This window comes from Microbacterium sp., assembly GCF_026393345.1.
Classification (GTDB): domain Bacteria; phylum Actinomycetota; class Actinomycetes; order Actinomycetales; family Microbacteriaceae; genus Microbacterium.
Genome location: NZ_JAPLAI010000038.1, coordinates 38124 through 50808 on the forward strand (window position 1 = coordinate 38124; position 12685 = coordinate 50808).

Below are 12685 nucleotides of genomic sequence, written 5' to 3' on the forward strand. Positions count from 1 at the left end.
TGATCATGAACGCGAGAGATGCGGACGATCGAGGCGGGATCCGCCGGCACAACCTGTCCCGCATCCTGGGTCTCGTCCACCACGAGGGCCCACTGCCGCGCGCGGCGCTGACCGAGCGCACGGGGCTCAACCGCTCCACCGTCGCCGATCTCGTCGGCGAGCTGGAACGGGCGGGCCTGGTCGGACAGGCGGAGCCCGATCCCGCGCGGCGGGTCGGGCGCCCCTCACCGACCGTGCACGGCGCAGCCGGCGTGGTGGCGATCGCGGCGAACCCGGAGGTCGACGCGCTGACGGTGGCGGCGGTGGGGCTCGACCGCTCGGTGCGGGAGCGCGCCCGCATCCGGTTCGACGAGCCCCCCTCCCCGGCGGAAGCGGTGGCCGCCCTCGCCGCGCAGGTGACGGCGTGGCGTGACGGCGAGCTGTCGGACGCGCGGCTGGTCGGGGTGGGCCTCGCGGTACCCGGCCTCGTCCGCGCCGGAGACGGCCTGGTGCGCGACGCCCCGCACCTGCGCTGGCGTGACATCCCGCTGCGCGAGATCGTGCAGACTGCCACCGGGCTCCCCGCGGCCGTCGGCAACGATGCGAGTCTCGGTGCCCGCGCGGAGCACCTGTTCGGCACGGCGCAGGACGCCGACGACATCGTCTACCTCAACGGCGGGGCCAGCGGGATCGGCGGCGGCCTCATCGTCGGCGGCGTCCCGGTGGGCGGCGCGGGCGGCTATGCCGGCGAATTCGGTCAGAACCGCCCGGGGATCGAAGACGCCGCGGACCGTCGCGCACCCGGCGGCGTGCTGGAGGACGAGGTGAACCGGGCGCGGCTCCTCCGCGTCGTCGGCCTCGCCGCGGCCGACGACCGCGAGCTCGCCGCCGCGCTGCACGACACGGCGGATGCGGCCGTGACCGAGGAGACGGCCCGGCAGCGGCGGATCCTCGCGACGGCGCTCGCGAACGCGGTGAACGTGCTGAACCCCTCGGTCGTCGTGCTCGGCGGATTCCTCGCGATGCTCGCCGAACAGGATGCGGAGGGGTTCCTCGCGGCGGTGCGCGCCCAGGCGATGCCGGCCTGCGCCGAGCGCCTGGAGATCCGGTCGGCCTCGCTCGCCGACGACCGGCTCCTCGTCGGGGCCGCGGAGCTCGCCTTCGAGCCGCTCCTCTCCGATCCAACCGCTCTCGGCTGACGGCGGCTCAGCTGCGCCGATGCACGGATCCTCGCGACGCGCACCCGCAACGCGCCGCGACCCAGGCGGAAGCCGGGATCGTCAGACGGTGACGGTCAGCTCGACGACTCCGCCACGACACCCTTTCGGATCTTGAGCCCCGGCCGGCGCCGGATCGGCGAGGGCGAACGCCCCGCCCGCGCACCGTCCGGACGGTGCAGTAACGGTCCGGGCTGGAGTAATGTCGGGCGCGAAGGGGTGAGAGCGATGACCGAGCCGACCTATGACCACCAGGACCTGCAGACCAAGGCGCGCGAGCACCTGTGGATGCACTTCTCCCGCCAGTCGGCGATGGAGCGGGACGGCGTCCCGATCATCGTGCGTGGCAAGGGCCACACGATCTGGGACGACCACGGGCGCGAGTATCTCGACGGGCTCGCGGGGTTGTTCGTCGTCAACGCCGGCCACGGCCGCCGCCGCCTCGCCGAGGTCGCCGCGACGCAGGCCGAGCAGCTGGCGTTCTTCCCCATCTGGTCGTACGCGCATCCCTCGGCCATCGAGCTCGCCGACCGGCTGGCGGGTTACGCCCCCGGCGACCTGAACAAGGTGTTCTTCTCCACCGGCGGCGGTGAGGCGGTCGAGACCGCCTTCAAACTCGCCAAGTACTACTGGAAGCTGCAGGGCAAGCCCACCAAGCACAAGGTGATCTCCCGCGCGGTGGCCTACCACGGCACGCCGCAGGGCGCCCTGGCGATCACCGGCATCCCGGCGATGAAGGCGATGTTCGAACCTGTCACCCCCGGCGGGTTCCGGGTCCCCAACACGAACTTCTACCGTGCCGCCGAGATGGGCGCGCCCGCCGACGACATCGAGCAGTTCGGGGTCTGGGCCGCGGACCGCATCGAGGAGATGATCCAGTTCGAGGGGCCCGACACGGTCGCCGCGGTCTTCCTCGAGCCGGTGCAGAACTCCGGCGGATGCTTCCCGCCCCCGCCCGGGTACTTCCAGCGGGTGCGCGAGATCTGCGACCGATACGACGTGCTGCTCGTGTCGGACGAGGTCATCTGCGCCTTCGGCCGGATCGGCCACATGTTCGCGTGCGACGCCTACGGCTATGTGCCCGACATGATCACATGCGCCAAGGGTATGACCAGTGGCTACTCACCGATCGGCGCGACGATCGTCAGCGACCGCATCTATGAGCCGTTCCGCACCGGCGATACGACCTTTTACCACGGGTACACCTTCGGCGGTCATCCGGTCTCGGCCGCGGTCGCCCTGGCCAACCTCGACATCTTCGAGGAAGAGAAGCTCAACGAGCGCGTGCGGGAGAACTCGCCGCTCTTCCGTGCGGAACTCGAGAAGCTCACCGACCTGCCGATCGTCGGCGATGTGCGCGGCGACGGCTACTTCTTCGGCATCGAGCTGGTCAAGGACAAGGACACCAAGGAGACCTTCGACGACGACGAGGCCGAGCGGCTACTGCGCGGCTTCCTCTCGAAAGGCCTGTTCGAGGCGGGGCTGTACTGCCGCGCCGACGACCGCGGCGACCCTGTCATCCAGCTCGCCCCGCCGCTCACCGTGGGTCCTGCGGAGTTCACGCAGATCGAGCAGATCCTGCGGGGCGTGCTGACCGAGGCCTGGTCCCGCCTCTAAACCGCCGGTCCCCCCGCGGACATTTACTTAGCATGGCTAATGAGCTAGGCTAAGTATCGAAATGGCGTCCCACCAGGAATCCCCCGACCTCGCAGCCGAGCTCCGCATGGCGGCCTTCCGCCTGACCCGGCGGCTCCGGGCCCAGCGCGCCGTCGACTCGATGCCCGATGGGCACCTGGTCGTCCTCGCCACACTGCAGCGCGGCCCCCGCACGCTCGGTGAGCTCGCCGAGGCCGAGCGGGTCACACCGCCGTCGATGAACCGCACCGTCAACGCCCTCGAAGAGGCCGGCTACCTCACCCGCACCCCCGACGTGCAGGACCGCCGAAAGGTGATCATCGAGATCACGGATGCGGGGCGCACCCTGATCCTGGAGACCCAGCGCCGCCGCGACGCCTGGCTGGAGGACGCCCTCGCCGACCTCTCCCCCGCAGAGCGCGCCGCCCTCGCCGCGGCGGTGCCGATCCTGCGCCAGGTGGCCGACCGATGACCTCCGCCCCCGCACGGCGCGGGGGCGGAGGCATGTTCCGCTCGCTGTCGCTGTACAACTACCGCATCTGGTTCCTCGGTGCACTGGTCTCCAACATCGGCGGCTGGATGCAGTCGACCGCCCAGGACTGGGTCGTCCTCACCGAGCTGACGAACAACGACGCCACCGCCATGGGCGTCACCATGGCGCTGCAGTTCGGGCCGCCGCTGATCCTCGTGAGCGTCACCGGATGGGTGGCCGACCGCTTCGACCGGCGGAAGCTGCTCATGGTGACGCAGACGTTCCTCATGCTGCTCGCCGTGACGGCCGGCATCCTGCTGCTGACCGGCGTCATGACGCTGACGATCATGCTGTGCTTCGCCGCGGCCTTCGGCGTCGGGAACGCGTTCGATTCCCCCGCGCGTCAGGCGTTCGTCACGGATGTGGTGAGCCAGAAGGATGCCTCGAACGCGGTCGCCCTGAACTCCGCGTCGTTCAACACCGCGCGGCTCCTCGGCCCCGCGATCGGCGGCATCCTCATCGTCGTCGTCGGCACCGGCTGGGTGTTCGTCATCAATGCGGCGACCTTCCTCGCGATGCTCGTGGCGCTGCGTCTCATGCATCGCGACGAACTGGTGCCGCGGGTGCGCACACCCGGCGCCGCGCGACTGGCCGACGGGTTCCGCTACGTCGCCCGGCGCCCCGACCTCATCGTCACCTTCGTGATGGTGTTCCTCGTCGGCGCATTCGGCATGAACTTCCCGATCTTCGCGTCGACCATGGCGCTGGAGTTCGGCCAGCAGGCCGACGGGTACGGCCTGCTCAGCTCGGTGCTCGCGATCGGCTCGCTCGCCGGCGCCCTGCTGTCCGCGCGGCGGGATCGGGCGAGGCTCCGGGTCGTGATGATCGCCACCGGCGGATTCGGCGTCGCCTCGCTCGTCTCGGCAGTCATGCCGACCTATGCGCTCTACGCCGTGCTGCTCGTGTTCGTCGGGTTCTGCACCGTGACGATGCTGACGACGGCGAACGGCTACGTGCAGACGACGACGGACCCGGCGCTGCGCGGGCGGGTGCTCGCGCTGTACATGGCCGTGATCATGGGCTCCACGCCCATCGGGGCGCCGATCGCCGGCTGGGTCGCGAACGCCTACGGGCCGCGCACCGCCATCGTCATCGGCGGTGTCGCGGGGCTCCTCGCCTGCACCATCGGCGGGGTCTGGGTGCTCGCGAGCGGCCGCGTGCACCGGCACCCGGCGAGCCGGTTCCGCCTCGCCGTCGACGAGACGGTCCCGGTGCGGGTGGTGACCGCATCCCCGGAGGAGTTCAGCGACGAGATCGCTGCGGCGACGAGTCCGTTACCGGTCGAGGATGCGGCCCGCCGCACGTCCTGAACCCGGTGGCCCCGATCCACGGACCGTCCGGCACGCGCGTGTCCAGGGGTTGGCCGGCACGGCCGGAACGGTGAGTCTGGGGAAGACGAAAGGAATCCCATGAGCGACAACATCCCGACTCGCCACTCCGACAACGCGCACGCCGACGACGCAGCTCCCACCGATGCCGTGACCGACGAGGTGCGCTCGGCCGCGACGGACACCACCTCGGATGCCGACTCCGAGGCAGGACCCAAAGCGGACGCTGACGAGCACGCCGCCGCGCGGGCGCAGGAATCCGACGAGCAGGGCGACGCGTGAACGCCGAGGAGCAGACGCACCTCGCCGCCGGGGAGGGCGAGACCCTGCCGCCGGCGCCGAAGCCCGGTCCGCCCGTCCCGCACCCGCCGAAGGCCGCCGCATCGAGCGACCCGGCCGGCGACACGGCGGGCTAAGGCGGAGCCGCCGTCGGGCCGCCGCGCTCGCGGCGGCCCTGTCAGCGGTCCCGCCTCAGCGGACGACGACGGTGGTGGTGACGGGCGTGGGGTTCTGGAACAGGTCGAGGACCGGGCAGTGCGCGTCGACGGTGCGGCGCAGCTCCTCGTAGCGCTCGGCCGACTCGGGGCCGGCGATCTCGATGCGCAGGCGCACGTCGGTGAAGCCGGCGCGCACGGTGTCGTCCTTGCCGAACAGGCGTGCCGCATCCAGGTCGCCCTCGGCCGTGACCTGCAGGTCGTCGATCTGGATGCCGAGCGCCTGCGCGTACAGGCGGTAGACGACGACCTGGCAGGAGATCAGGGCGGCGAGCGCCACCTCGACGGGAGACGCAGCGACGTCGTCGCCGGCGAGCGGGGCGGGCTCGTCGACGAGGATGGTGTGGCGGCCGGCGGTGAGACGGGTGGCCACCGAGCCCTCCGAGTGCCCCTTCACGAGGTAGGTCAGGTGCGCCGACGCACGGTTCGCGTCGATGCGCTCACTCCAGGCAGCACCTGCCTCGGTGAGGCGGGTGGCTCGCTCTTCGGCGGTGACGGCGGGGATGACGGACTCGGCGATCGTGCTCATGCCACCGACGCTAGGGCCACGCCGCCGCTTCCGCGGAACCGCCCGTCATCCGGTGTCACACATCGGCCGCCGCGGCGGGTCACGCCTCGCGGGTGATCGTGACCTTCACGCCGAGCTCGGCCTTGTAGTGACCGCCGTACACACCGCGCAGCGGCGGCACGTCGTTGTAGTCGCGGCCTCGGCCGACGAGCACGTGCCGGTCGCCGATCTCGGTGTTGTTGGTGGGGTCGAAGCCGGTCCACTCACCGGCGAACCACTCCACCCACGCGTGGGACTCGCCCTCCACCGGTACCCCGATCTCGGCCTGCGCCTGCGGGTGCAGGTAGCCGGATACGTACCGGGCGGGGATGCCGATGGCCCGGAGCGCCCCGATCGCGATGTGCGCCATGTCCTGGCACACGCCCTTCCTGGCTTCCCAGGCCTCGGCGGCGGTGGAGTGCACCCCGGTGACGCCGTAGACGTACTCGACCGCGTAGCCGATGGCCATGCACACCTCGTGCGCGGCACGCCCGGGGTCGTCGTACCGCTCCGCGATGGAGCGGGCGATCTCGACGACCTCGGGATGCGGCTGCGTCCGCGGCGTCTGCGACAGCTGCTCCACAGTGGTGATGGACCGGGCAGCCTCGGTGGCCAGCCGCTCCCAGGTGAGACCGCTGTGCTCGATCGGACGGGGGCGCACCTCGACCAGCGAGCGCGCCGTGATCCGCAGGCCCCGGTGCGGGGAGAGCACGTCGAACGAGCTCACCCGCGTCCCGAAGTAGTCGACGAAGCTGTTGACGGCGGTGGAGGGCTCGATCTCGAGCGACGAACTCAGCACGAATTGGCTGTCGGTCGTGCCCGGCAGCATCCGCGCTTCGTTATACGAGGCCGACACGTCGCCCTCGTATACGAACCCGGTTTCGTGCTCGATGCGCAGGCGCTTCATGAGATCTCTCCGATCCAGCTGGGCTCGGCCTGCGTGGGGAAGAACCGCTGCCGGATCGCATCCGACGCCTCCCGGGTCACCTTCTGCACGCGCAGCATGTGCCGGGGAAGCTCCTCGAGGATCTCGTTCGTCGGCCGGTACTCCAGGTCGTTGCGGATGCGGCCGAGCGCACGCAGCACCTGGTTGGAGTGCCCCACCCGGTCGACGGTCGGGTCGATCGCGCTGATGCACTCCTCCGCCCGCGAGATCGAATAGATGATCGACCGCGGGAAGAGGCGGTCGAGCAGCAGGAACTCGGCGGCGTTCTTCGCACTCGGCATGCCCCGGTAGGTGCGGACGTACGCCTCGTACGCGCCGCAGGAGCGGAGGATCGTGATCCAGCTGGGACCCGAGCTGCCACGCCTCATCGCGGCTCGTGGAGGAGTCGACGATGCCCACGGCGAGCGCTGCGCGTTCGCGCACCCACTGGAAGAACTCGTGCACCTTCTCCAGCTGCAGCCGGCGCGGCATCCGTGCATTCGTGGTGTTCAGGCACTCCCAGAGCTCCGTGGAGACGATCTCCCGCGCCCGGCGGGCGTTCTCCCGCGAGGCGGTGAGCGAGTAGACGATGCTCGACGGGTTCGCCCGGTCGACGGCGAGCCGGGCCAGCACGTCCTCCCGCGACACCGTGCCGGCGTCGTCGAGCGGGGCAGAGCCCATGACCGCGAGGAGCGACCGGCACGCGGTGTCCTCGTCGATCCACGGGTCTTCGAGCAGCAGCTGCAGGTGCACATCGAGGATGCGGGCGGTGCCGTCGCTGCGTTCGATGTACCGGCCGATCCAGAACAGGGATTCGGCGATGCGACTCAGGAGCATGACGCACCCCCGTCCCGTTGCTGTTGCTGTTGCTCCTGCTGTTCCGACCGGGTGCGCGGACGGTCCTGCGGGGAGTGGCTGACCTCGGGCGACTCGCCCGCGGCGGCCGCATCCTCCGCCGAGATGATCGGGATCGCCTGCGTGACGGTCGAGGCCTGGTCGGCGACCAGCCCGGCGAGGCCGTGCCCCTGCCCGTACTCGACGTGCCCGGGTGCGGCGCCTCCGACGACCCAGGTGTCCTTCGACCCGCCGCCCTGGCTGGAGTTGACCACCAGCTGCCCCTCCGGCAGCGCCACCCGGGTGAGACCACCAGGGAGCACCCAGATGTCGTCGCCGTCGTTCACGGCGAAGGGCCGCAGATCCGCGTGGCGCGGCCGCATCCCGTCTTCGACGAGGGTGGGGATGGTGGAGAGCATGACGACCGGCTGCGCGATCCACCCGCGCGGGTCGGCGCGGAGCTTGGTGCGAAGGGCATCGAGTTCCGCGCGGGACGCGTCCGGCCCCACCACCAGGCCCTTGCCGCCGGAGCCGTCGACGGGTTTCACGACGAGCTCGTCGAGCCGGTCGAGTACCTCTTCGAGCGCCTCCGGCTCCTCCAGCCGCCAGGTGTCGACGATCGGGAGGATCGGCTCCTCGGACAGGTAGTACCGGATGAGGTCGGGCGTGTACGTGTAGAGCAGCTTGTCGTCGGCGACGCCGTTTCCGACCGCGTTGGCGATCGTGACGTTGCCCATGCGGGCGGCGAGCATGAGCCCCGGGGCGCCCAGCATCGAGTCGGCGCGGAACTGCAGCGGGTCGAGGTAGTCGTCGTCCACGCGGCGGTAGATGACGTCGACCCGCTTCGGGCCGCGGGTTGTGCGCATGAAGACCTTGCCACCGGCGCAGACGAGGTCGCGCCCCTCCACGAGTTCGACCCCCATGAGACGGGCGAGCAGCGTGTGCTCGAAGTAGGCCGAGTTGAACACACCCGGGGTGAGCACGACGACGTTCGGATCGTCGATGCCGGGCGGGGCGGATGCACGGAGCGCGGCCAGCAGCTTGTTGGGATAGTCGCCGACCGGGCGCACCCGCATGGACACGAACAGCTCCGGCAGGGTCTGCGCCATCACGCGACGGTTGGAGATGACGTAGCTGACCCCCGAGGGCACCCGCACGTTGTCCTCGAGCACGCGCATCTTGCCGTGCTCGTCGCGGATCAGATCGATGCCGGAGACCTGGATGCGGACGCCGTTGGCGGGATGGATCCCGGCAGCCTGGCGGTAGAAGTACTGACTCGACGCGATCAGCTGCGCCGGGATCACCCCGTCGCGCACGCAGTTCTGCCGGCCGTAGGTGTCATCGAGGAAAGCCTCGAGCGCGCGCACGCGCTGCTTGACGCCGGCTTCGATCTCGCTCCACTCCGCGTAGTCGATGATGCGCGGCACCGCATCCAGCGGGAACGGACGCTCCTCGCCGGCGAAGTCGAACGTGACGCCCTGGGCGAGGTAGGAGCTGGCGAGCGACTCGGTGCGGCCCCGGAGTTCCTCCTGCGTCATCCGCGCGAGCGCCTGGTACAGCTCCCGGTAGGCGTCACGGGACTGCGCGGTGTCCCCGGGATGCGCGGGTTGGCCGAACATCTCGTCGAAAGGCGGGAGTCCTTGTGGCGTCTTCCGCGGCGCGAGAGTGGAGCCGTAGCCGTCGAAGAGGTCTCCCATGCCCCAAACCCTAGCCACCGGGTATTGCGGGCCTGTTTCGGTTGCGCGCGTCGCCGCGGCGCGATATCGCCCCCGCGGCATCCGGGCCTCCGCTGCTGCGCCGACGCGCCGCGCGGTGCCCGAACCAGGCGCACCCGGCGCTCAGCACCAGGCAGCCGACCATCCCCGCCGCCATCGGCGCCGCCGTGCCGGAGCCGAGGATCCCGCCGACCGGCACGACCGCCGCCGCGACCGCGTACTGCACCGACCCCATGAGCGCCGCCCCCGAGGCGGCGGCGAATCCGGCGCGTGCCAGGGTCAACGCGCTCGCGTTCGAGAGGATCGCCGAGGCCGCGGCACCCCCGACCAGCACCGTGGGCAGGAAGCTCGCGATCGTGAAGGGCCCCCACAGCGTGAACGCGAGGAGGGTGAGGGTCGCCGCCAGCGCGATCGACTGCGCGACCGCCATCATCCGGGCCGCCCCCACCCGGCCGGCGAAGAAGGCGTTGCCCATGCTGCCGACCAGGACCGCCGCAGCGTACCCGGTATAGATGGCCGCGTAGCCCCACGGGCCGGTGTGCAGGATGTCCTGCGCCACGAATGACGACGCCGCCGAGTGCACCGCCAGCGCCGCATAACCGAACGACATCGCGAGCGCGTTGCCGATGTAGGCGGGATCGCGCAGCAGTCGCCCGTAGTTCCCCACCATCGTGCCGATCCGGGCGGCCGAGCGCCGGTCGGGGGCGAGGGTCTCGGGCACGAGCGCCCACGCGACGACGAGGCCGGCAGTGCACAGCACGGTGAGCAGCACGAAGCCTGCCCGCCAGCCGCCGACCGTGAATGCGAGGGTCCCGAGGAGCGGTGCGGCGAACGGGCCGGCGGCGAGGAGACCCATGAGGATGCTGTACGCGCGCGCCGCGGTCCGCCCGGTGGCGGTGTCGGCCACCACCGCCCGTGCCACGACGACGACCGCGGCCGCCCCCAGTCCCTGCGCCACGCGGGTCGCCACGAGCGTGCCGATCGTGGGAGCGAAGGCGGCGAGGAGCGACGCGAGGGTCACGAGAACGAGGCCGCAGAGCAACACCGGGCGGCGCCCCACGACGTCGGAGAGCATGCCGACGATCAGCTGACCGCCGGCGACGCCGATGAGGAAGCCGGTGTACACCAGCTGCCCGCCCGCGACCGTGGTGTGGAGGTCGGCGACCAGGGCGCCAAGGGCTGGCAGATACAGGTGCGCGGCGAGCGGGTTGACCGTCATGAGCGAACCGAGCACGACGATGAGGCCCGGGGTCAGACCGCGCGACGACCTCATCTGGTGCGCTTTCGCATTCCCCCGAGTGTACGCATTGCGTTCATTTGATCGCAATGCGTACACTTCAGGGACACGGTCGATGACGACAGGGAAGACGGCGATGTCCACGTTCCGCAGTAATCTCTCCCCCACCTCGGCGCTGGGGATCGCGCGCCGGGCCCAGTGGCGCTCCCTCGGCATCCCCGCGGAGGACCTGGCGAAACCCAAGGTCGCGATCGTGAACACCTCGTCCGACCTGGCGGCGTGCTTCGCGCACCTCGACGACATCGTCACGGTATTGAAGGCCGAGTTGCGCGGGCAGGGCCTGCTGCCGTTCGAGATCCGCACCGCGGCGCCGTCGGACTTCGTCACCAGCGCGGGCCGGGCGGGCCGGTACATCCTGCCGAGTCGCGATCTCATCGTGAACGACATCGAGACCGCGGTCGAGGGGGCACTGCTCGACGGCATGATCTGCCTGAGCTCGTGCGACAAGACCACCCCAGGTCACCTCATGGCCGCCGGCCGGCTCAACGTACCGACCGTCGTGATCCCCTGTGGCTACCAGCACTCCGGGAAGGCGGAGGGGCGCGAGGCCGATGTCGAGGAGGTCTTCCTCCTCGCCGCGCAGGCCGCCGTCACGGGCGCCTCCACCGACAACCTCATCGACCTCGCCGACGATGCGATCCTCGGCCCGGGCGTCTGCGCCGGCATGGCCACGGCGAACTCGATGCACATCGTCGCCGAAGCGCTCGGCATGGCCGTTCCCGGGTCAGCGCCGGTGCGCGCCAACAGCGAACCGATGTGGGACAGCGTGCGCCGCTCCGCGGTCGCCCTCGCGGACCTGCTCGAGCGCGACATCCGGCCGCGTCAGATCATCACGGCCGAGGCGATCGCCGATGCCGTCCGGGCGATGCTGGCCGTCGGCGGCTCGATGAACACCATCAAGCACCTGCAGGCGATCGCGGTGGAGGCCGGGGTCGACGTCGATGTGTGGGAGCTTTTCCGCACCCTCGGCCGTCAGACGCCGCTCCTCGCCTCCGTCCGCCCCAACGGCCCGGCCCTCATCGAGGAGTTCGAGGATGCGGGCGGCGGCGCCACGATCCTGCGCGAGCTGCTGCCGCTGCTGCATGGCGACCGGCTGACGGTCGCCGGCACCACGGTCGCCGAGAACGCCGCCGCCGCGCGCCCCGCCGACGGCGTGATCATCCGGCCGCTCTCCGACCCGTTCGGCACGGATCCCGCCATCTCGGTGCTCCGGGGCTCACTCGCCCCCGGTGGCGCCGTGGCCAAGCGGCCGGTCCCCGACCCCGGGCCCCACCGTTTCCGGGGCCCTGCCCGCGTGTTCGGCAACCGGGATGAGGCGATCGGCGCGATCGGCGACGGCCGGCTGCGCTCCGGCGACGTCGCCGTGATCCGCGGCATCGGGGTCCGCGGTGCCCCCGGCATGGGTCTCACCTCGGCGTTCATCTTCGCGCTGCATGCGCGCGGTCTCGCCGATGAGGTCGCCCTCGTCACGGACGGCCAGTTCAGCGGGCTCGTCAACCAGGGCATCTCAATCGGCGAGGTCTCCCCGGAGGCTGCCGAGGACGGCCCGCTCGGGCGAGTGCAGGACGGCGACCTCATCGACATCGATCTGTCCGAGGGGCGCGTCGACCTGCTCGTCTCGCCGGACGAGCTCGCCACCCGGCCCGCATACCGCGCCCCCACCGACCGGAACACCGGTGGCGGGATGCTCGACCAGTACGAACAGCTCGTGCAGCCGCTCGGCTGTGGCGCGGTGCTCTGCGCCCGCCCCGGCGCGGGCCTGTGCACGCGCGAATCCGCACTCGCCACCACCGCCTCCGGGGAGGACGCATGACCGGCACGACGCTGACCCTGCCCGAAACCGAGATCCCGGTGATCGGGGAGTACGAGGTGGTCGTCGTCGGCGGTGGCCCCGCCGGCATGTTCGCCGCGACCGCCGCGGCGAAGGCGGGACGCTCGACGCTCCTCATCGAGCGGTACGGGTTCCTGGGCGGTGCCGGCACGATGGGGGGCCTCAGCACCTTCTGCGGGCTGCACGCCCGCGTGGAGGGAATCGACGTCCGGGTCATCCGCGGGCTCACCGACGAGCTCCTCGACCGGCTCACCGCCCTCGACGGCCTGAATGATCCCCATCTCAGCGTCGACGACCGGATCATGGCGCAGGCGTTCGACATCTCCGCCTACAAGATCGCCGCCGACGAGC

12 protein-coding genes and 1 pseudogene are annotated in these 12685 nt (G+C 71.1%); 8 read left to right on the plus strand and 5 right to left on the minus strand.

Annotation, left to right across the window (positions count from 1 at the left end):
- The first annotated feature begins 5 nt into the window (after positions 1-5).
- The 6 genes from NT132_RS06330 to NT132_RS06355 all read left to right on the plus strand — a co-directional run bounded on the left by NT132_RS06330 (position 6) and on the right by NT132_RS06355 (position 5107).
- Entirely contained in the window at positions 6-1178 is a 1173-nt protein-coding gene (locus NT132_RS06330) for an ROK family transcriptional regulator (RefSeq protein WP_297786500.1), read from the plus strand.
- Positions 1179-1424: 246 nt separating this feature from the next.
- Positions 1425-2813 (plus strand): aspartate aminotransferase family protein, encoded by a 1389-nt coding sequence (locus NT132_RS06335; protein WP_297786503.1) that lies wholly within the window; start codon positions 1425-1427, stop codon positions 2811-2813.
- 61 nt (positions 2814-2874) lie between these two features.
- Positions 2875-3303, plus strand: coding sequence for a MarR family transcriptional regulator (locus NT132_RS06340; protein WP_297786506.1), 429 nt, complete (start codon positions 2875-2877; stop codon positions 3301-3303).
- Positions 3300-4673: an MFS transporter gene (locus tag NT132_RS06345; protein ID WP_297786509.1), complete on the plus strand. Its 1374-nt coding sequence runs from the start codon at positions 3300-3302 to the stop codon at positions 4671-4673. The genes NT132_RS06340 and NT132_RS06345 overlap by 4 nt, the downstream gene beginning before the upstream one ends.
- A 99-nt stretch (positions 4674-4772) precedes the next feature.
- Positions 4773-4973: a hypothetical protein gene (locus NT132_RS06350; RefSeq protein WP_297786512.1), complete on the plus strand. Its 201-nt coding sequence runs from the start codon at positions 4773-4775 to the stop codon at positions 4971-4973.
- A complete protein-coding gene (locus tag NT132_RS06355) occupies positions 4970-5107 on the plus strand; it encodes a hypothetical protein (protein WP_297786515.1) in 138 nt (45 codons plus the stop codon). The genes NT132_RS06350 and NT132_RS06355 overlap by 4 nt, the downstream gene beginning before the upstream one ends.
- Positions 5108-5162: 55 nt before the next feature.
- On the opposite strand, the gene NT132_RS06360 is transcribed toward NT132_RS06355, so the two are convergent.
- The 5 genes and pseudogenes from NT132_RS06360 to NT132_RS06380 all read right to left on the minus strand — a co-directional run bounded on the left by NT132_RS06360 (position 5163) and on the right by NT132_RS06380 (position 10479).
- Positions 5163-5714: an OsmC family protein gene (locus NT132_RS06360; RefSeq protein WP_297786519.1), complete on the minus strand. Its 552-nt coding sequence runs from the start codon at positions 5712-5714 to the stop codon at positions 5163-5165.
- Positions 5715-5793: 79 nt separating this feature from the next.
- Positions 5794-6639 carry a transglutaminase family protein gene (locus NT132_RS06365; RefSeq protein ID WP_297786524.1) on the minus strand — a complete coding sequence of 282 codons (846 nt, stop codon included), beginning with the start codon at positions 6637-6639 and terminating at the stop codon, positions 5794-5796.
- Positions 6636-7494, minus strand: a pseudogene (locus NT132_RS06370) (alpha-E domain-containing protein). The gene NT132_RS06365 and the pseudogene NT132_RS06370 overlap by 4 nt, the downstream one beginning before the upstream one ends.
- The gene (locus tag NT132_RS06375; protein WP_297786527.1) at positions 7485-9188 is read right to left on the minus strand and encodes a circularly permuted type 2 ATP-grasp protein; all 1704 of its coding nucleotides are present in this window, start codon (positions 9186-9188) and stop codon (positions 7485-7487) included. Before NT132_RS06375 ends, NT132_RS06370 begins: the two are co-directional and overlap by 10 nt.
- Before the next feature lie 10 nt (positions 9189-9198).
- Positions 9199-10479, minus strand: a complete 1281-nt coding sequence (locus NT132_RS06380; RefSeq protein WP_297786532.1) for a Bcr/CflA family efflux MFS transporter — start codon at positions 10477-10479, stop codon at positions 9199-9201.
- Positions 10480-10558: 79 nt separating this feature from the next.
- Here NT132_RS06380 and ilvD point away from each other — a divergent pair, with 79 nt between their 5' ends.
- Complete coding sequence (gene ilvD / locus NT132_RS06385; RefSeq protein ID WP_297786535.1) at positions 10559-12316, plus strand: dihydroxy-acid dehydratase; 1758 nt, start codon at positions 10559-10561, stop codon at positions 12314-12316.
- Positions 12313-12685: FAD-dependent oxidoreductase (locus tag NT132_RS06390; RefSeq protein ID WP_297786538.1), on the plus strand; the 373-nt coding region annotated here is incomplete at its 3' end. The genes ilvD and NT132_RS06390, both read left to right, overlap by 4 nt.